This is a genomic window from Saliterribacillus persicus, from assembly GCF_003337485.1.
Classification (GTDB): Bacteria; Bacillota; Bacilli; order Bacillales; family Amphibacillaceae; genus Saliterribacillus; species Saliterribacillus persicus.
In genome coordinates this window covers 149028-169492 of the sequence record NZ_QPJJ01000005.1, presented here as the reverse complement: position 1 = coordinate 169492, position 20465 = coordinate 149028, and the positions used below count along the sequence as shown (strand labels likewise).

General features: G+C 33.0%; 21 protein-coding genes and 1 riboswitch. Of the genes, 19 read left to right on the top strand and 2 right to left on the bottom strand.

Annotated elements, in window-relative coordinates; genetic code table 11:
• Positions 1 to 19 precede the first annotated feature (19 nt).
• Positions 20 to 1741 carry a thiol reductant ABC exporter subunit CydD gene (cydD, locus tag DFR57_RS07600; protein WP_114352536.1) on the top strand — a complete coding sequence of 574 codons (1722 nt, stop codon included), beginning with the start codon at positions 20 to 22 and terminating at the stop codon, positions 1739 to 1741.
• 5 nt (positions 1742 to 1746) lie between these two features.
• Entirely contained in the window at positions 1747 to 3465 is a 1719-nt protein-coding gene (gene cydC, locus DFR57_RS07595; protein ID WP_114352535.1) for a thiol reductant ABC exporter subunit CydC, read from the top strand.
• Between the two features lie 66 nt (positions 3466 to 3531).
• Here the strand turns inward: cydC and DFR57_RS07590 are convergent, their stop codons facing one another.
• The gene (locus tag DFR57_RS07590) at positions 3532 to 5184 is read right to left on the bottom strand and encodes a CoA-disulfide reductase (protein ID WP_211315353.1); all 1653 of its coding nucleotides are present in this window, start codon (positions 5182 to 5184) and stop codon (positions 3532 to 3534) included.
• Between the two features lie 331 nt (positions 5185 to 5515).
• On the opposite strand from DFR57_RS07590, the gene DFR57_RS07585 reads away from it, so the two are divergent.
• From DFR57_RS07585 to DFR57_RS07520, 14 genes are all read left to right on the top strand, one after another.
• Positions 5516 to 5779: a metal-sensitive transcriptional regulator gene (locus DFR57_RS07585; protein WP_114352533.1), complete on the top strand. Its 264-nt coding sequence runs from the start codon at positions 5516 to 5518 to the stop codon at positions 5777 to 5779.
• 74 nt (positions 5780 to 5853) lie between these two features.
• Positions 5854 to 6216, top strand: a complete 363-nt coding sequence (locus DFR57_RS07580) for a rhodanese-like domain-containing protein (protein ID WP_114352532.1) — start codon at positions 5854 to 5856, stop codon at positions 6214 to 6216.
• Positions 6217 to 6263: 47 nt separating this feature from the next.
• Entirely contained in the window at positions 6264 to 6497 is a 234-nt protein-coding gene (locus DFR57_RS07575) for a glutaredoxin family protein (RefSeq protein ID WP_114352531.1), read from the top strand.
• A 21-nt stretch (positions 6498 to 6518) separates the two neighbouring features.
• The gene (locus tag DFR57_RS07570; RefSeq protein WP_114352530.1) at positions 6519 to 6914 is read left to right on the top strand and encodes a DsrE/DsrF/DrsH-like family protein; all 396 of its coding nucleotides are present in this window, start codon (positions 6519 to 6521) and stop codon (positions 6912 to 6914) included.
• Positions 6915 to 6996: 82 nt separating this feature from the next.
• Positions 6997 to 8124 carry an MBL fold metallo-hydrolase gene (locus DFR57_RS07565; protein ID WP_114352529.1) on the top strand — a complete coding sequence of 376 codons (1128 nt, stop codon included), beginning with the start codon at positions 6997 to 6999 and terminating at the stop codon, positions 8122 to 8124.
• 319 nt (positions 8125 to 8443) lie between these two features.
• On the top strand, positions 8444 to 8704 hold the full coding sequence (locus tag DFR57_RS07560) for a metal-sensitive transcriptional regulator (protein WP_114352528.1): 261 nt from the start codon (positions 8444 to 8446) through the stop codon (positions 8702 to 8704).
• Between the two features lie 250 nt (positions 8705 to 8954).
• Entirely contained in the window at positions 8955 to 9434 is a 480-nt protein-coding gene (locus DFR57_RS07555) for a DsrE/DsrF/DrsH-like family protein (RefSeq protein ID WP_114352527.1), read from the top strand.
• Positions 9435 to 9501: 67 nt separating this feature from the next.
• On the top strand, positions 9502 to 9810 hold the full coding sequence (locus DFR57_RS07550) for a rhodanese-like domain-containing protein (protein WP_114352526.1): 309 nt from the start codon (positions 9502 to 9504) through the stop codon (positions 9808 to 9810).
• Positions 9811 to 9835: 25 nt separating this feature from the next.
• A complete protein-coding gene (locus DFR57_RS07545) occupies positions 9836 to 10408 on the top strand; it encodes a sulfurtransferase TusA family protein (RefSeq protein ID WP_114352525.1) in 573 nt (190 codons plus the stop codon).
• A gap of 39 nt (positions 10409 to 10447) precedes the next feature.
• Positions 10448 to 10675: a sulfurtransferase TusA family protein gene (locus tag DFR57_RS07540; RefSeq protein WP_114352524.1), complete on the top strand. Its 228-nt coding sequence runs from the start codon at positions 10448 to 10450 to the stop codon at positions 10673 to 10675.
• A gap of 225 nt (positions 10676 to 10900) precedes the next feature.
• Complete coding sequence (locus DFR57_RS07535; protein WP_114352523.1) at positions 10901 to 11287, top strand: DUF302 domain-containing protein; 387 nt, start codon at positions 10901 to 10903, stop codon at positions 11285 to 11287.
• A gap of 93 nt (positions 11288 to 11380) precedes the next feature.
• Positions 11381 to 12037, top strand: a complete 657-nt coding sequence (locus DFR57_RS07530) for a hypothetical protein (RefSeq protein ID WP_114352522.1) — start codon at positions 11381 to 11383, stop codon at positions 12035 to 12037.
• A gap of 263 nt (positions 12038 to 12300) precedes the next feature.
• Positions 12301 to 12387: riboswitch (cyclic di-GMP riboswitch) on the top strand.
• An 83-nt stretch (positions 12388 to 12470) separates the two neighbouring features.
• Positions 12471 to 14327, top strand: coding sequence for a GGDEF domain-containing protein (locus DFR57_RS07525; protein WP_114352601.1), 1857 nt, complete (start codon positions 12471 to 12473; stop codon positions 14325 to 14327).
• Positions 14324 to 15628 (top strand): ABC transporter substrate-binding protein, encoded by a 1305-nt coding sequence (locus tag DFR57_RS07520; protein WP_114352521.1) that lies wholly within the window; start codon positions 14324 to 14326, stop codon positions 15626 to 15628. The genes DFR57_RS07525 and DFR57_RS07520 overlap by 4 nt, the downstream gene beginning before the upstream one ends.
• A gap of 15 nt (positions 15629 to 15643) precedes the next feature.
• Here the strand turns inward: DFR57_RS07520 and DFR57_RS07515 are convergent, their stop codons facing one another.
• Entirely contained in the window at positions 15644 to 16222 is a 579-nt protein-coding gene (locus tag DFR57_RS07515; protein WP_114352520.1) for a CGNR zinc finger domain-containing protein, read from the bottom strand.
• Positions 16223 to 16393: 171 nt separating this feature from the next.
• Here DFR57_RS07515 and DFR57_RS07510 point away from each other — a divergent pair, with 171 nt between their 5' ends.
• From DFR57_RS07510 to DFR57_RS07500, 3 genes are all read left to right on the top strand, one after another.
• A complete protein-coding gene (locus DFR57_RS07510; protein WP_114352519.1) occupies positions 16394 to 17305 on the top strand; it encodes a pyridoxamine 5'-phosphate oxidase family protein in 912 nt (303 codons plus the stop codon).
• Positions 17306 to 17319: 14 nt separating this feature from the next.
• The gene (locus DFR57_RS07505; RefSeq protein ID WP_114352518.1) at positions 17320 to 17643 is read left to right on the top strand and encodes an iron-sulfur cluster biosynthesis family protein; all 324 of its coding nucleotides are present in this window, start codon (positions 17320 to 17322) and stop codon (positions 17641 to 17643) included.
• A gap of 203 nt (positions 17644 to 17846) precedes the next feature.
• A complete protein-coding gene (locus DFR57_RS07500; RefSeq protein ID WP_114352517.1) occupies positions 17847 to 20396 on the top strand; it encodes a PEP/pyruvate-binding domain-containing protein in 2550 nt (849 codons plus the stop codon).
• Positions 20397 to 20465: the final 69 nt, after the last annotated feature.

The following is a 20465-nucleotide window of genomic DNA, read 5'->3' as shown; positions in this document are numbered from 1 at the left end:
ATTTGAGAGGGTTTTTTAAATGGATGAAGTAAAAGACTGGCAATGGAAAGAGAGAAAAAGCAAACAATTGATGCTTTTTTTCTCTCTTTTATTAGCTCTTTCTATTATCGTACAAGCATATTTAATGGTGAGAATTATCGATCAGATTTTCATCGTTCAAGCAGCTTTTGGAGATATAGTTTTAGAATTAATTTTGTTAATTCTTGCATTTATTATTCGTGTTATCATCGATCATCTTCTATTTCGAGTTGGAAATAAAACAGCGAAAAAAAATAAAATTGCAGCCAGAAGTGCTTTAATTAAAAAATATAAACAGACACCAATTCATATACAAGGAAAAACTCAAATTGGCGAAAAAACTAATACTTTTTTACATGCAGTTGATGAGATTAATGATTATTTTAGTATGTATCTTCCTCAAACCAGAAAATCAACCACCATTCCGCTCGTATTATGGATGGTCATATTAATAATTCACTTTCAATCCGCTTTAATCTTGTTATTAACGGCACCTTTTATTCCATTATTTATGATCCTCATTGGTCTTCAAACCAAAAAAAAGTCTGAGGAGCAACTGGATGAATTAGCGAAGTATTCCTCTAAATTTCTTGATGTGTTACAAGGGATTACTTCACTAAAGATCTATAATCAATCGAATAAAACAAAAATATCTTTACACAATAGTAGTGAAAGCTTTAAACAAGCAACGATGAGTATTTTAAAAATAGCATTTATGAATTCTTTTATGCTAGAAGTTATTGCCATGCTAGGTATCGGAATTGTCGCGTTAGAACTTGCAATTCAACTAATTTTTTATCAATCAGTTAGTTTTTTCAGTGCTTTTTTTATTCTTGTTTTGGTACCAGAATTTTTTGCTTCCTTAAGAGAACTAGGTTCTGCTTTTCACCAAGGTAAATCTAGTCAAGGTGCGATAGCTAAAATTGAGGATGCATTAAATAATTCAGAAGAGACGGAAGACAAATGGGAAAATATGTATGACTTGCCCGATCACCAGGTAAGGTTAGCTTCTTTTGATTTACACTATTCATTTCAAACTAGTAATTTTTCTTTAAAGGATCTTAATTTTGATTTTAAAAACTATCGCAAAGTTGCGATTATTGGAAAAAGTGGCGCAGGCAAAACGACATTACTTAATCTCTTAGCAGGGTTAATAACACCTACTAGTGGATCTGTGTTAGTAAACGATAAAAAACTAACTGCATACAAAGAATCCCAATGGTTTGAAAAGATAGCTTATATCACACAAAATCCTACTATTTTAAATGAAACTTTAAGAGAGAATTTAACATTTGGGAATGAAACTGTAACAGAGCAAGATTTAATACAGGTCATAGAGCAAGTTGGTCTAAAAGAATTAATAGATTCTTTTCCTAATGGTTTAGAAACAAAAGTAGGAGAAGGAGGAAGAGGATTATCGGGTGGTGAGATGCAGCGAGTTGCAATTGCTCGGGCCTTTTTAAAGCAACCTGCAATTGTGTTTTTGGATGAGCCCACTACTGGGTTAGATGTAAAAACTGAGAAGATTCTTCAAAATTCAATCAAAGAATTTGAAAAGAATACAACGATTATTATGGTTGCTCATCGTCTACATACTATCCAAGATGCTGATCATATTTTACTTCTAGATGACGGAGAACTAATTGCAAAAGGAGATCATCCATCACTTCTAAGTTCGTCTATAGAATATAAAGAGATGATTCAAGCTGGGAAGGAGGGCTAAAATCAATGAACGCTTTATCTTTCATTAAAAAATATTTAATTCAGGAGAAAAAAGATATGCTATTAGCCATTTTGTTTGGTGTAATAGCAGGGATAGCCTCTATCGGCTTATTTGCAGCTAGTGGTTACCTCATTGCAAAGTCAGCGTTCGCTCCACCATTATATGCACTTGTTGTTTTAACCTCTACCGTTAAATTATTAGGTTTTACAAAAGCAATCGCTAAATATTTAGAGCGATATACTTCTCATCGAGCAACTTTTTCTATGCTTCAACGAATTAGAGATGCATTTTTTGACAGAGTGGAAAACATGATTCCAAAGCTATTTTATAAAATTCGTAGTGGGGATTTACTTACAAGGGTTGTGACTGATGTAGAAAGTTTACAGGATTTCTTTTTGCGAGTATTGTATCCTCCTATTGTTTTTCTATTTACTTTTTTGGCCACCATTTTCTTTACAAGTTTTTATTCGATCTGGATTGCACTTGTACTAATTTTTGGAATGGTAATTAGTATTCTAGGCTTGCCCTATTTGGTTTATCAAAAACAGAAGAAAATAAAAGATAATGTTCAAAAAAACAGAGCATCATTAGCAACCTCTCTTATTGAATTATTCGAAGGATTCCGTGATATAAAAATATTTCAATTGATAGAAAAACGTGAATCTCAACTTAGATTTTACTCTGAAGAATATGAAAAAGAACAGGAGCGACAAAATAATCATATTTCTATGAGTCAATCAATTCAAACATTATTTGGTTTTTTTATTGTTTGGATTGTAATTGGTCTTGGTAGCTATCTAGTTACAATTGGTGAAATAGATGGAATTTATTTAGCTATGCTAGTAATTTTGACTTTAATATTATTTGAAGATACGTCATCACTTGCATCTCTTCCCATTTATCTTGAAAACAATAAAAAAGCTATTAACCGTTTAAATGAAATTACGGCCCCAGAAACAGAGAAGAATAAGGATCAAAATAGAATATCTGACTGGAATAAGGAAGAGCTTTCTTTAAAATGTGAAAATGTAAATTATCGTTACCCAAACTCTAGTCACCGAACTCTAAAAAATATCAGTACAGAAATAAAAAGTGGGGAAAAAATAGCTATTATAGGAACAAGTGGATCTGGAAAGTCTACTCTTTTGCAACTGTTACTCAAGCTTCTCAATACGGACGAGAATACTATTTATGCAAGTAACATAAAGTTCAATAAAATAAATGATGAAGCATGGTGGGAACAAGCCTCCGTAGTTTTACAGGACAATCATTTTTTTTACGGAACAATTCGGGAAAATCTTTTTGCTGATGATACATTTACAGAGGTTGAACTTCAATTTGTATTAAAGCAAGTAGAGCTACATTATTTTAATTTAGACGAACTAGTTCATGAAAGAGGAGATAATTTATCCGGTGGTGAAAAGCAAAGACTAGCGATTGCTAGAGCTATGCTGAAAAACGGGAACATATGGTTTTTGGATGAACCAACTTCTTCTATTGATCAACTTACTGCTAATAGAATTATGCAACGTTTATTTGACCAAAATAAAGCTGCAACATTTATCTATGTTACTCATCGATTATTGGGATTAGAAAATATGGATAAAATTATTGTGATGGATAAAGGAGAAATCATAGAACAAGGTACACCGGGTGAATTAATTTCAAAAAGAGGCTACTATTTTGAGATGAAAAATATTGAAGCATCACTTATAGATGCGTAATATTCCAACAAACTTAAATAATATTAAAAACCCTTTGCCAAAAGTCTGCAAAGGGTTTTATCATGCTTATTCGTTTTTTAGCGTAGCTTCAAACGTTTTCCAACCACCATCAATGTTAATGGGGTGATACCCGTTACCCTTAAGAATTCGAGTAGCTAGATATCCTCTTAGCCCTACTTGACACGATATATAAATTGGCTTATTTTTCGGTAATTCATCTAAGCGATCACGTAACTCATTTACTGGAATATTGATAGAGTTTTTAATAAAACCGTGGTCTCGTTCGTTTGCATCTCGTACATCGATAATTAACCCGCCATCAGCAACAATTTTGTCTATCTCATGCCATTGAGCTGTTTCTATTTCTTCTTCTATAATATTAGAAGCAACATATCCAGCCATATTAACTGGATCTTTAGCTGAAGAGAAAGGAGGTGCGTAAGACAATTCTAAATCGGCTAATTCTGAAATCGTTAATCCACCGCGTATAGCAGTAGCAATTACATCGATTCGTTTATCAACACCATCTTCTCCAACTGCTTGTGCACCATATATTTTCCCATTCTCTTTACTAAAGAGGACTTTTAATGCAATTGGATGCGCCCCAGGGTAATACCCTGCATGTGAAGCTGGGTGAATATGAATGATTTGATAATCTTGGTCGATTCGCTTTAGTGTTTTTTCATTATTACCTGTAGTTGCAACGGTAAGGTCAAATACCTTAGCGATCCCTGTCCCTAATGTTCCTTTATAGGTTTCAGGTGTACCTAAAATATTGTTTGCTACTATACGACCTTGACGGTTAGCAGGTCCTGCTAATGGAATCATTGTAGGTTGTCCATTTACATAGTCTGTAACTTCAATTGCATCTCCAATTGCATATATATTTTCATCATTTGTTTGAAGGTATTCATTAACTTTAATACCTCCACGGTCCCCAGTCAATAAACCAGATTCAGTAGCTAATGAATTTTCAGGGCGAACACCAATAGAAAGAATAGTTAGATCTGCTTCCAGTATTTTTCCGCTTACTAGTTCTATATTGGCACCTTCGTTATGGAAGGATTTCACCCCATCTTCTAAAACAAGGTCTACATTTTTACTTTTTATATGTTTATGAACAATTGCAGCCATTTCGATGTCTAATGGAGCCATTACTTGATTTGCCATCTCTACTAAAGTTACATGGATGCCGCGTTCCACCAAATTCTCGGCCATTTCTAAACCGATAAATCCTCCACCAACAACTACTGCTTTTTTGGGATGCTTTTCATCAACATGTGCTTTGATTTTATCTGTATCAGGAATATTTCTTAAGGTAAAAACATTGGATGCTTCCTTAAGTCCTGGAATTGGTGGTGCGATCGGTTTCGCTCCAGGAGATAAAATTAGTTTCTCGTAGCTTTCAGTATAAACTTCCCCCGTTTCAAGATTTTTAGCAGTTACTTTTTTTTCTTTACGATCAATAGCAGTAACTTCGGTAAGATTACGAATATCCAATTGGAATCGGTTACTCATTCCTTCTACCGTTTGAACCAATAATTTTTGACGATCTTTTATTGTTTCACCTATATAGTATGGAAGACCACAGTTTGCAAATGAAATATGTTCTCCTCTTTCAAATAATATAATTTCAGCTTTTTCATTTAATCTTCTTAATCGAGCTGCTGCAGTTGCTCCACCAGCTACCCCACCTATAATTATAATTTTGTTAGTCACAATAATTCCTCCTAATAAGTTAATACCAATACCCCTATACCTATAATAACATATTATTTTGAGAAGATCTTGTGATAAATATCACAACATTGTGAACAATGTTACATGGGATTTTATCTTCCTTTAATATAATTATAAACTTATTCTTGCAGAATGCTGTGTTCGTTTTTAAATGATTTGATTATCGATAATAAAATCGATACCCTTGACAAAATACCGATAGGGGTATAATATAAGCGTAGCATCAATTATTTGATGAATAAAAATCAATACCCCTAAACGCTAAATATGTATAAAAATCTATTTCTTTAAAAGAAATGGGGGAATTTTTGTGAAGTATAATACTGCTGTAACTAACCGTATCAAACGTATGGATGGTCAAGTTCGCGGTGTATTAAAGATGATGGAACAAGAAAAAGATTGTAAAGATGTGATTACTCAATTATCAGCAATACGTACTGCTGTCGATCGCACGATTGGCGTAATCGTAAGTTCTAATTTAGTTCACAGTGTAGAAGAATCTCAATTGATAGATGAACTACAAGCAGAGATTCTCATTAATGAAGCTGTAAATTTATTAGTGAAAAGCAGATAGTTGACAAATAAATTTTTTTGCTTTAAATTATACCTATACGGGTATATGTAAAAATAATGATGAGGAGTGATTGTTTGGGTTGGTTAGAAATTCTATTATTCGCAGTCTTAATCTTTTTTATAGTCAAAAGGTTCATACCGGTAAAAGGTGTAGAACATATTTCAACGGCGCAATTAAAAACAATGATTAAAGATAAGAATAAACAATTTGTAGATGTAAGAACACCTGCTGAATATCAGAGAAACCACATTAAGGAGTTTAAAAATATTCCTTTACATGAATTGGGGCAAAAAGCAACTCAACATTTATCTAAAGATAAAGAGGTGGTAGTGATTTGTCAAAGTGGAATGAGAAGTCAAAAAGCTGCAAGTGTTCTTAAAAAACAAGGTTTTACGCAGGTAACAAATACTAAAGGAGGTATGAGTGCTTGGTCTTAACAAGCTTCATATTTAATCATAATAGAAAATTATAAGGGGAGAATATTATGACTAATGTTACTGTCTATACCACAACACAGTGTCCATATTGTGTTATGTTGAAAAATTTCCTTACAGATCAGCACATACCATTTAAGGAAGTTAATGTAGATGAGAAACCAAATATGATGAAACATTTAGTAAATACAACGGGTCAAATGGGAGTGCCACAAACAGAGATTAATGGTAAGTGGGTACTTTACTTTGACCCAAATAATATTATGGAAGCAATCAATATTTAATTATTATAGGAGGAAACTAAAATGAGCAAAAAGCTAGCGATTATAGCAAGTAATGGTGGATTATTCGATGCATATAAAGTGTTTAATATAGCTACTGCTGCAGCAGCCTCTGACCAAGAGGTAGAAATATTTTTTACATTTGAAGGATTGAATTTAATTCATAAAGAAGCTAACCAAAACTTAGAAATGCCAGCAGGAAAGGAACATTTTTTAGAAGGCTTTAAAAATGCAAATGTAGCAAGTATTCCAGAACTTGTAGAAATGGCACAAGAGCTAGGAGTGAAATTTGTTGGGTGTCAAATGACGATGGATGTAATGGGGCTTGAAAAAGATTCATTTGTATCCGGAGTTAATGTTGGTGGAGCAGTTACTTTTCTAGAATATGCAAACGAAGCAGATGTTACATTAACTTTTTAGAAAGAGCGAACCACAATGTTTAGTGAAAACTTAACATTGTGGAATATTTAAACTAATTTTAATACCACTGGGGGTAAAAAGGATGGCAGTAAAAGTAATGACAGCTCATGAAGTAACACAAAAAGTGATTAATAAAGAATCATTATTTATATTGGATGTACGGAATGAAGGAGATTATAATGATTGGAAAATTGAAGGGGAGAAATTCAATTATCTAAATATACCTTATTTCGATTTAATTGATGGCGTGGAAGATATTCTGGATCAAATTCCTTCAGATATGGATGTGTTAGTTGTATGTGCTAAAGAAGGCTCATCTGTGATGATAGCAGAAATGTTAAGTGAAGCAGGAAGAGATGTTGCTTATCTTCAAGGTGGAATGAAAGCTTGGAGTGAACATTTAGAACCTGTGAAAGTCGGTAATTTGAAAGAAGGCGGAGAAATTTATCAATTTGTTCGCATTGGTAAAGGATGCTTGTCTTATATGGTAGTTTCAGATGGAGAAGCAGCAATTATTGATGCAACTAGAATTACCGATATTTTCTTAGATTTTGCACAAGATAAAAATGTTGAAATTAAACATATTTTTGATACTCACTTACACGCAGATCATATTTCTGGAGGCAGAAAGATAGCTGAAGCAACTGGTGCTTCCTATTGGTTACCACCTAAAGATGCGGAAGAAGTGACTTTTGAATATGAACCGTTAGAAGATGGAAACATTGTAAAAATAGGTTCTACCAAAATTGATATTCAAGCTTTATACTCTCCTGGTCATACTATAGGTTCAACTTCCTTTGTAGTAGACGAACAGTACCTTTTAACTGGTGATATTTTGTTTATTGATTCAATTGGTAGACCTGATCTTGCAGGAAAAGCAGAGGATTGGGTGACGGATTTAAGAGAGAGTTTATATTATCGCTATCAAGAATTATCTTCTGATTTAATTGTACTGCCAGCGCATTTTATGATTATTGAAGAATTAAATAATGATGGAAGTGTGGCTAAACCGTTAGGGGAGTTATTTGCAGAAAATCATGGCTTAAATATAGAAGACGAAAATACATTTAGAAAAATGGTTACAGAGAATTTGCCACCACAACCGAATGCTTATCAAGAAATACGTGAAACAAATATGGGGAAAGTTACTCCAGATGAAGAAAAGCAACGTGAAATGGAAATCGGACCAAATCGTTGTGCCGTTAGATAAAAATAGATTAAGGTAAAAACCGAGTCAACTTTCTCGGATTTTACCTTTTTACAAAGAGAATTAAAACTTTATTATACATGTTCTTTGACTACCATATTTACTATTTGTTTTAAATTAGATAAATAAAAACCCTTATTGGTGTTGTTGAATAAAGATTAAAAAAACAAATGTAATAGTTGACAATATACCGCGAGGGGTATAAAATGAAAAGTGTCTTAAAGTTACAACAAATTAGTTGGCTAAATCCGATAGTTTTAGTATGATATAGTTAAATCCAAAGCTCTTATAATTCGGATTGATAGAAAGGAGTAATTGGGACATGGATTATGATGATAAAGTTGTGAATAGAATGAAACGTATTGAAGGTCAAGTACGTGGATTAATAAAAATGATGGATGAGGGAAAAGACTGTCGAGATGTAGTCACTCAAATGTCTGCCGTTAGAAGCGCATTAGATAAAACAGCAGCTTTAGTTGTTAGTTCTAATTTAGAACGGTGTATTAGAGAAGAGAAGGCAAATGGGGAATCGAGTGAAGATGTGATTCAAGAGGCTGTAAATTTATTAGTGAAAAGCAGATAACGAATTTAATTCACCTTCAAGGTTTGATCTTAATATTTAATTCGGATCATTGAAATTGGCTTTGTGTGTATCTTGACAGTAGTTTTTTATTAGATACTACTGCTCCTTTTAAAAGGATGAAAGGTTAATTATTTCATCATCGGACAGATTTTTTGAAAAGTTGAAGATAGAGTTAATTGAAATTTATTAACTCTATTTTTTATCATAAATACAATACCGTTACATGTATTGGTATATAGGAGGAAGTAAAATGTCAGACACCAAAAAAACAACGATAGTGCTTTTTAGTGGAGAATATGATAAAGCGATGGCTGCTTATATAATTGCTAATGGAGCTGCAGCATATGATCATGAAGTAACCATTTTTCATACATTCTGGGGGTTAAATGCTTTAAGAAAGGATGAGCATGTACCAGTTAAGAAAAGTTTTATGGAGAAGATCTTTGGGAAAATGATGCCTAGAGGTGCTGATAAAATGGGTTTATCCAAAATGAATTATATGGGGATGGGTCAAAAAATGATTAAAGATGTTATGAAAAAACATAACGCTTTACCATTACCCCAATTAGTAGAAATGGCACAAGAGCAGGATGTTAAGCTAATAGCTTGTACGATGACGATGGATTTATTAGGTTTACGCAAAGAAGAACTTTTAGATGAAATTGAATATGCAGGAGTTGCTGCATATATCGGTGATTCAGAAGATGGAAATATCACGTTATTTATTTAAATTTAAAATTTCGTAAACTAATTTTTCTTGATTAGGATAAAATATAAAAAAATATGGAGGGTTCTAAATGAAAGAAATTAGTGCTTTAGAGTTAGCTGAAAAAATAAAGAACGGGGAAACCGTAAGTGTGATTGATGTAAGGGAAGATGAAGAAGTAGCAGAAGGTAAGATTCCTGGTGCTGTTCACATTCCTTTAGGTCAAATCCCAGAACGATTAAATGATATCAACAAAGAAGAACATCACTTTATGGTATGCCGTTCTGGTGCTAGAAGTGGTAGAGCTTCTGAATATTTATTAGCAAATGGATATGATGTTACCAACATGAGCGGTGGAATGATGGCTTGGGAAGATGAAGTCGAAATACCTAAAAAATAATGATTAGTTTTGTAGGAGGATTTTTATGAATATAGATGCTAATGAAGTATTAGATGCAAAAGGGCTTGCTTGCCCAATGCCGATAGTAAAAACGAAAAAAATAATGAAAGATGTTGCTGCTGGTGATGTACTAGAAATTCAAGCAACAGACAAAGGGTCAACAGCTGACCTTAAAGCTTGGGCGGAAAGTACAGGTCATCAATATCTCGGTACTGTAGATGAAGGTGATGTGTTAAAGCATTATTTACGCAAAGCTTCAGCAGATGAAACGAATGAAGAAAAAAAACATCCGAATGTAGTAGAATTGTCTGATTTCCAATCGAAAGTAGAAGCAGAAAAATTAGCAATTATCGATGTTCGAGAACCTGCAGAGTATGCATTTGGTCATGTGCCAGGGGCAATTAATATACCATTAGGAGACTTGGATAAAAAAATATCTGAATTAGATACAGGAAAAGAATGGCATATTATATGTAGAACTGGTAGCAGAAGTGATATGGCAGCTCAAAAATTAACGTCAAATGGCTTTAATTCCGTAAAAAATGTTGTACCAGGGATGATTGAATGGCAAGGTTCTGTCGAAAAAAATGAATCATAAAAACTAATTTCAGAAATGGACACTTGAGGAGGTAATAAAATGGAATCAGCAAAAGTATTAGATGCAAAAGGACTAGCTTGTCCAATGCCAATTGTTAAAACTAAAAAGGCTATAGCAGATCTTAACAGTGGAGAGGTACTAGAAGTTCATGCAACTGATAAAGGTGCAAAAAGTGACTTAACAGCTTGGGCTAAGTCTGGAGGACATGAGCTTTTAAAAGATACAGAAGAAAATGAAGTGCTTAAATTTTGGATAAAAAAAGGTTAATAAAGAAGCTTGGCGACAGCCAAGTTTCTTTATTAGGAATTAAAAGTTATATGTTTAAGGAAACTAAATAGAGGTATTATATACCTATAGGGGTTTAATGTCTTTTCAATAATGTTAAAATTAGACTTAACTCTTCTATCAATAGTTTTGAGGTTTGTTAGTGTGTTGTTAGTTGTGGCATTACCACAGGGATTTTTTCAAACTATTAAAAAGGAGTGTTTTTTCATGTTTCATTACACAGTAAAAACAGACTTATCAATTGAAAAAGCTACGGAGAAGTTAGAAGGTAATTTGAAAGAAGAACAATTTGGTGTTCTTTGGCAATTCGATATTAAGGATAAGCTTCAAGAAAAAGGATTAGATTTTGATACTGAATATCTTGTTTTAGAAGTTTGCAATCCAAAAGAAGCAGAAAGAGTACTGAATAAAAATCTACTTGTAGGGTATTTCTTACCATGTAAAATTGTTCTTTACAAAGATGAGAACCAGACAAAAATTGGTTTACCAAAGCCATCTGCTATGATTAGTATGGTCGATGATTCCGAATTAGAAGAAATTGCAAAAGATATAGAGGATCGATTAATTCAATGTATAGATAAGACAGTAGCATAGTGAAGGAAAAATGCGATAAAGCAGGCGTTGCTTTATCGCATTTTTAAATGAGTATCTAGATGTATATTTTTAAAGAGTTAGGAGTGAAATAACATGCCAACAGGTTGGATGATCGGCTCTCTTGTCATAAAAGGAAGTATGTTAATTACTTTAGTAAGTTTCTTACTGGCATTTCTGATTATCTTTTTATTTCAACCATTGAAAAAAGAGAAGTTAAAAGGGGCCCTTGATTTAAATGGAAATGCATTATTTATTTTTTTACTAGGTTTATGGATGGGAAAGATACTGATACACTTTCCATTGTTCTTAGAAGACCCAATAGCTGTATTAGCTTATCCTAGCGACTCTTTTGCTTTTTATTGGGCTTTTTTATTTTTTATCATTTACTTATTCATCCCTAAAAAAGAGACAATACCGCATCGTATAGAAACCATTTATATATCGGTATTTCTATATTCACTTGCTTCTATATTTTATTATTTTCTTCCAGTTATATTAGGAGGGGAATTAATTAATATTGCAAGCTTCCTATTTTTCATTTTTTTAGTAATTGTTATGCTAAGTTTTGATAAGCGGTTGACGAAACAATCATTAATCACCTTAGCTTTAATGATATTTGGAATTGGTAATATACTTCTCACAATTTATACGTCCCACACACTATTTGGCTATTCGTTATCTGTTTGGTTTTATTCTTTGTTTTTAGTGCTAGCAATATCTACATTTATGTCGAAAAAATTACATAGGTAAAAGTTCATATAAAAATAAATTTTTAATAATTTGTCGAAATTTCTGTTTTTTTCACAAATGCGAGTGAAAAAAGCATAGATATCTAATTGAAAGAAAATGAAATAGTCAAAACACTGTTTTAAAATGTTCATAAATTATCAATTATAGTTATTTAACTTTTCACTTGAACAGACTATAATTAATAGTAAGATGAAAAATGATAGGAAAAAAGATTCATTTTATTTGGTGGTTATGTTAAACTTATGATAAGATAATACTATAAAAATGGAAAAAGGCAAACTTATTGAAAAATAAGGACGCAAAGCTACAGATCTAACGTAATTTCTTACGATGATGGCTGGGTTACTCTGTATTAAATCAAAGGATTTATACAAACCTACGCTGCAGTTGTGTAGGTTTTTTTATTTTTAAAAGAAGGGTGGGTGGAGGAGCTATGAGAATAGATAACAAAAATAAGTGGTGGGTAGTTTTATTTTTATTCTTTACGTGTTTAGGAATAGTATTAAAGCTTTTTCCTTTACCCTTACTCTTTGGGTTGTCCATTCAGTTTTCTGCTTTTGCCTACTTTGTTTTAGTTAGAATAATAGGATACAAAACAGGAGTAATTGCTGCATTTTTTGGTTCAGCTATTGTATTTTTTATTTTTCCAGAAGATCCATTCGTATTTATCAGTTTATTAGAAGTGATCATTATTGGTGGTCTTTATAAATATTTGAAAAAAGATATATTAACATGGACTTTTCTATATTCATTAGTAGTTCTTATCAGTTTTTTTGTGTTGACAAGACTTTTAGATATACTATCAACAGTTGAATCCGCTGGCATGATAATGAGCATTATTGTATCAGTTCTAATTTCTGCGTTATTTGCTGATATCAGTAGTGAATATTTACCATACTTACCATTTTTTAAGCGCTTTCCTCTTAAAAAACAACCGATATTTTTTGGGAAGATCATTTCTTATATTATGGTTCTTTCTGCAACGGTACCACTGGTTTTAGTGATGATATTCAATGGATGGTTATTACAGGATGAAATTTATACTGATTTAACGCAGGATCATCAAAGACTCGAAAGTCGAGTGCTAGAAATAGAAGAGGAAATGGACTCAACAGAAATTCAAAATTTTAAATTAGGCTCTATAGTTGAGAAAGCACATTTCAAATTAACAATGGAACAGGCCATCGATAATGAAGAGAGGCTCTTGTATGTTTTAAATGATGATGGAACATTTTATTTAACCATTGGCTTAGCAGAAGGAAATGAAGCAGAGGTATACGATCAATTAACCTCAGGTTATGTAAGTGATCCTAATGAAATGGGATATTTTATTTTACCAAAAAATCAAAATAAAATTGAAAACTGGGAGAATGGCTTCTACATTTCCACATCTACTTTTTTAGATAAGCAAATAATTGTTGTTACTCCACTAAAAGAAAACATTCAGTTGGTTGTAGAAAGCATGCGGAAATATGTGGCGATGACTATACTCGTATTATATGTTGCTTTAGGCTTGGGAATGGTAACGAATCGTATTTTGTCTAAATCATTATGGTCTCTCACAAGGCAAACTAGAGCATTACCCAATCAGTTAGAAAAAAGAAAAGAGTTTAAAACATCCACAATAAATATTATGGAGTTTAAGTCTTTAGCTAATAATATTGAAAAAGTTTCTATTAGACTTCGTTCGATGTTTTTAGAAATACAAGATAAAAATAAATTGTTAATAGAGCAGACACAGCAATTAAAAGTATCAGAAAATAAGTTATTTCAACTTGCTCATTTTGACGGATTAACAGCTTTACCAAACCGTTATTCTTTTCATTTGGACATTCAAAAAAGAATTGAGAAAGGTCAGGAGACTGGTGAAGAGTTTGCGATTGTATTTATTGATCTTGATCATTTTAAACAAGTCAATGATAACATAGGTCATAGCGGTGGGGATCAACTACTTAAAATATTTGCAAAAAGACTGATGGCATTTGAAAGAGAAAATCCGGGAATAAGAAGTTACAGGTTAGCAGGGGATGAATTTGTAGCTATTATGGATTTAGTCACGTATACGACTGTGCAGGAAAATTGTCAGCGTTTATTAGAAGTAGTAAACCGCCCTATTAAAATAAAGCACTATATAATGGAGCTTACAGCAAGTTTAGGAGTTAGTAGTTTCCCGCGTGATGGACAAACGGTTGACGATTTATTACACCATGCAGATACTGCTATGTATGAAAGAAAGAAAACAGGAAAAAACGGAATACAATTTTCAATATGTAAGGGGGAGAACGAATGAAGTATATGAAATTTTTAACTATTCTTCTTTCTCTACTCATTTTAACTGCTTGTAATAGTTTAGAGTTGAATACATTTGATAACATCGTACAAAAGAAGCCTGAAGTAAAAGAAAACACGCAAAATAAAAATAAGGATGCAATTACCATTTGGGCAACAGAGAATATATTTGAAGGGGCGATTGAAGAATATCGCAGTACCTTTCCGAATAAGGAAGTAAAAGTCGTTATTCAAGATATGGACAATCTTGTTAACATTTATCAAGAAAGTATTATTTCTGGAGCAACCCCTGATATTTTCATGATACCGAACAATCATTTAGGGCAATTTTCAGGAATAGATGGATTGGAAAATTTAAAAGAACCTCCCTATTTTGAGGAGTCATATTTCAGTCAATATCCAGATGGATTACTGCGCAGTGCAGTAGATATTTCAGGTGAAAAAATGTATGCAATGCCTTTATTAAGCTTTCCATACGTTACGTTCTATAGAGAAGATATTTTAGAGGAGTATGGTTATCCTACTGAACCAAAAGCATTGTCTCATTATCTATCTAATAAAGAAAATTTTATGAGACTAGCTTCAAGGTTAAAAGAGAATAATCATTATATATTAGAATCCGAGCAATCAATATTAATTATGTTAAATCGATCTCAAAACTATTTTGATTCTGATCTGCAATACTTAGGGGAGCAAGGTTCGTTTAAAAAAACAATTGACGCTTCCATATTAATTCAAGAAAATGAATTAAGTCCCCACTTAAACATATGGGATAACCAAGGAAAAGAAGCCCTAAAAAATGACGAACTAGTTATGTTCTATATGGCTTCTTATGGGGTGGATTTATTGCAGAGTTGGGTACCTGAACAGAGTGGGAAATGGAAAATTGCAGAACTTCCATTTGGATTAACGGGAGTAGAAAAGGATAGCGGTTCTTCTTTAGCTATTTCTTCTACAAGTGAGCATAAATTACTTGCTTGGGAATTCATTAAAATTGCAAGTAGACAGATGTTCTCGATGTATTCAGAACCACGGGAAGTGGAGTTTTTTGGAGGACAGGAGGTCAATGCTATTTATAAGGATATTTTGGAACGTGGCCAGAAAGGTCAACCTTTACCTCTAGATAGAAAAGCGAAGTTTCTTTGGGATGTGGAATTGAGTGAATTCAATTACGGTAAGGAAATAACACCCGAAAGCATAGAACAGTTAGAAAAAAGTATATTCGAAACGATTCGAATTGATCAACGAGCAATACAAAACATGTTAGATAATAATCCTTCTATGAATGAATCAGACCAGTGACCATGAATATCCAATTCATGGTCTTTTCTTATTTTGATGACGTGTTACCTTTTCGCGATTACCACATATTTTCATAGAGCACCACTTTCTTCTTCCTCTTGTATCCATAAATAATAGAACACAATCAGGATTGGCACAGCGTTGCATACTTGTAATTTTATCTTCTGATAACAGTCGCAGTGCATCATAGGCTATCAGGGAAAGAAAAGCATCCTTTGGCTGGCCGGTTGGCTTTGCAATTAGTTTATTTTCTTTTAATCGATAAGTAAATGGGGCGTTATCAATAATTTTTTCTAGGTTAGAGAGCCACGCTTTCTTAAGCTCTTTATCGTCAGCAAACCCTTCAAATGCCTTACGTAAGGACGAGCGAATTTGTTTAACCATGGGTAGGGCACTAATTGCCCATCCCTCTATATTTTTTGAAAGCTGTTGAATAGATATAATGCCCTCTTTATCTAACGTATGAATCCATTCGATTAAATTTTCTTTCGAAGCAAGTAAATCAATGCGCTTTCCATTTCTGACTATCTCTGTATTTACAAGGTCTAGTGATAAATAACCAGACAAAAGTGGAAACTTTGATGTGCGTTCCAACTAAAACAGCTCCTTTTAACAGTTCTAACATTAACCTATTATAACATTGTTGACAGGTTAATTATATATCGTGTATATTTTAACCATTGAAAATCAAATTTAATGGTTAATTTAAAGAATGAGGATAAATATTATCTGTTTGAAGGTCTGTAATGATGGGAGGGTTTATTAATGAGTAGTGTATTTCACTCTGGCGAACGTGCTATTCACTCCAAGCTGGGAGTAAGTAGTGATGCAGATATTGTTGGGCGAATTATTCAACCATATATGAATAAGTCTTTCCAATCTTTTATAGAATTACAGTCTATGATTGTGGTAGGATCAAGTGATCTACAAGGTGGTTTATGGTCCTCTTTTATTTATGGTGAGCAAGGTTTTATTCAAGTGTTAGATGAAAAAACTATTCAAATTAACGAGGTTAACGATCAACAGGATGTATTGTTAGCAAACCTGAAATCTAATCCTAATGTTGGAATACTAATTATTGATTTTCTAAAGAGAATTCGCATTAGAATAAATGGGACAGTTCGAATTTTGGAGAATAACAGTATGGAAGTCACAACTGAGCAAGTCTACGGAAATTGCCCCAAATATATTCAAGCAAGAAAAATGAAATTAAATAAAAGCAGAAAAAGACTGCCGCTAAAAAAAGAGTATCATTTAAGTTTAAGCGAATCACAATGGAATTGGATCGAATTAGCAGATACATTTTTTATAGCAAGTGCTAATTTAGAGGGGAAGGCAGATGTCTCACATAGAGGAGGACAACCAGGGTTTATACATGTTTTGAATGACAATACAATTCAATACCCAGATTATGTTGGAAACATGATGTTTAACACATTGGGTAATATCTATGACAATCCAAAAACTGGATTATTGTTCATTGATTTTCTTAATGGTCATACACTTCAACTATCTGGAGAGTCAAAAATCATTTGGGATTTAACGGAAGAAGAGAAATTAAAACATCCCGGTGCTAAAAGGTTAATTGAGTTTCAAATAGCTAAAGTATTAGAAACTCAAAATTCCAATAATCCATCCTTTAAGTTTATAGATTATTCACCGTTTAATCCGAAATAACAAAGGAGGAAATTATGAACATTCATTTTACTGAACAAGCCATTGACCAAATAGTGCAACAATTACAATCCTATGAAGACAGTTTTATATTTTTAAGTTATGAATTAGGAGGATGTGGTAATCCGCTTGATGGAGCTGTAAGGTTACAGTTGTTTAATAAAAAACCGAAAAACACTAGGACATTGGAAACAAATAGTGTTCCTGTGTATATAAATTCGTCTGCACAAATGCACTTGGAAAAGGATTTAATGATCGATTTTCAATCAACTGGATATCTAATTAAAAGTAATAATCAAATATATGGATATTCCCTAAAGCTAGAAAGAATTAACGAATAATAATATGAAAGCCGGCTTAAGTTTTTCATAAGGTAAAGAGAAACTTTAGCTTAATACTGATTCCAACTCAAACTATTTTTAATCCCTTAAGTAGGAATATCTTTTATCAAGTATATCGAATATTCCTATCTATAATCGATATAGGTTTATCTGTTATTGATGTTATAATAAGAATATAAGATCAATAAAGATAGGTGAGGAAAATGGAATTTAACAATAGAATTAGCACGGGATTTAAAGGATTTGATGAGGCAATTGATTCGTTAAGATTGGGCGATAACGTTGTTTGGCAAGTGGATCGAATTGAAAATTATCAGGCTATTGTCAATTCTTTTGTCAAAAAAATGCAAGAAGAAAAACGTAAAATAGTATATGTTCGGTTCGGAAAGCATCAAGCTTTATTAAATGAAAATGAGGTAACAGTAACCTTTTATATTGATCCAACTATAGGATTTGAAAGCTTTGCTACAGAAATTCATCGACTTATTGAAAAAGAAGGAAAAGAAACGATCTATATTTTCGATTGTTTAACTGATTTATTATCTGATTGGTATTCGGATTTGATGATTGGTAACTTTTTTAGAGTTTGTTGTCCTTATTTGTTTGAATTAGATACAATTGCATATTTTGCTTTAACACGTAATGTGCATACGTATAATACGATTGCTAGAATCAGGGAAACGACGCAGGTTTTTCTTGACCTTAGTAAGGTAGAAGGGAATTTTTATATCCACCCTCTTAAAGTATGGCAACGGTATTCTCCAACCATGTTTTTTCCACATCAGATTGAAGGAGAACAAGCAATTAGTATAACTGCAAGTACAGACGCTTCTGCTTTATTTGCTAACTTAAATCGTGTGGAAGAAAGAATGGATTATTGGGATGTTATATTCTCGAATGCGAAAAACGATTTGAATAAAGATGAAGAAACAAAGCAAAAGACCAAAGAGTTATTGATGTCCTTACTAATAGGAGAACGCTCTAGAATGTTTGAGCTTTGTGATTCATATTTTTCCCTAGCTGACATTTTACAAATTGCTTCTAGAGAAATCGGAACGGGTTTTATCGGTGGTAAAACAGTTGGTATGCTGCTAGCTAGAAAAATAATTGAAAAAGAAGATCCAGATTTATTCGGTCAACGAATGGAACCCCACGATTCCTTTTATTTAGGTTCCGATATTTTTTATACTTACATTGTTCAAAATGGTTGGTGGAAGCTCCGAGTAAATCAAAAGACAAAAGAGGGCTATTTTTCCTATGCCAAGGAATTGAGAGAAAAATTATTTACTGGTGATTTTCCGCAAACCATTAAAGAAAAATTTATTCAAGTCTTAGAATATTTTGGTCAGTCACCTATTATTGTAAGATCAAGCTCTCTTTTAGAAGATAATTTTGGAAATGCTTTTGCTGGTAAGTATGAGAGTGTTTTTTGTGTGAACCAAGGGACTCCAGAGGAAAGGTATGAGGCGTTTGAAAGTGCAATTCGCACAGTATATGCTAGTACAATGAACGAGGAAGCTTTAGAATATCGGTTAAATCGTGGTCTTTTTGCGAAAGATGAACAAATGGCTATTTTAGTTCAGCGTGTTTCAGGGGATCATTACGAAGAAAACTTTTTCCCGCATGTAGCAGGTGTGGGTAACTCCTCCAATTTATATGTTTGGGACAAAAATGTTGATATGGATGCTGGTATGCTTCGCCTTGTTTTTGGCTTAGGAACACGCGCTGTTGATAGAACGGTAGATGATTATGCAAAGCTCGTGACCTTAGATAATCCAGCTAGAAAACCGCTACTTCATATGGATGATTTAAAGAAGTTTTCTCAACACGGAATAGATGTACTTTCAGTTAAAGAAAATATTCTTACCAGTGTGAGTGTGGACCAAGCTATATCGAAGGTGTGGAACGTAGAAAGAAATCTATTTGCTTCTATTGATACGGAAACTGCTTTTCGACTAAAAGATTTGGGTTATGAAAATATGCCAACCCCTTATATCCTAGATTTCAAACTACTTTTAAAACATTCAGCATTTCCAAAGGACATGAAGCGTATTTTACAAACGTTACAAAAAATATATGAGTATCCAGTAGATGTCGAATTTACCGCAAACTTTAAATCAAAAGAAGACTATAAAATCAATATTGTTCAATGTCGTCCACTTCAGACACGGGGACTGGGAAAAGCTGTTGAGGTTCCAGAAATAAAGAAAGAGGACGCCTGTTTATTTGCATCAAATGGAAACTTTATGGGAGGAAATGTAAGAATAGCCATCGATTACATTATATATGTAGATATGAAGGCGTACCTTAGTTTAAAGGAACAGGATAAATATACAATTGCTAGAGAGATCGGCGTTCTGAATAGAATGCTAAAAAATAAACAGGTATTATTGATTGGTCCGGGTAGATGGGGGACTTCTACACCATCATTAGGTGTACCTGTTCATTTTACTGAAATTCAAAATATGACTGCAATTTGTGAGGTTGCTTCAGAGCAAAGTGGATTTATGCCGGAGCTTTCTTACGGTAGTCATTTTTTCCAGGATATTGTTGAATCGGGTCTGTTTTATTCGGCACTTTTTGATGGAGAGGAAGGTGTTAGGTATCACCCTGCTTATTTAGAAGCCTTCCCTGACGTGAAAGAAGAGTTCATACAAATGAAAGAAGAATTAAAGCATGTTATCCAGGTGAAGCAAACCGATGAAGTTGAATTATTATCAGATGTAGTGAATCAACGCTTATTATGTCGATAATTGATGATTTTTGTGATTTTTTAACTATCTTTCTATTGAAATTTATGGTTAAATGTAACTAATAGCCTA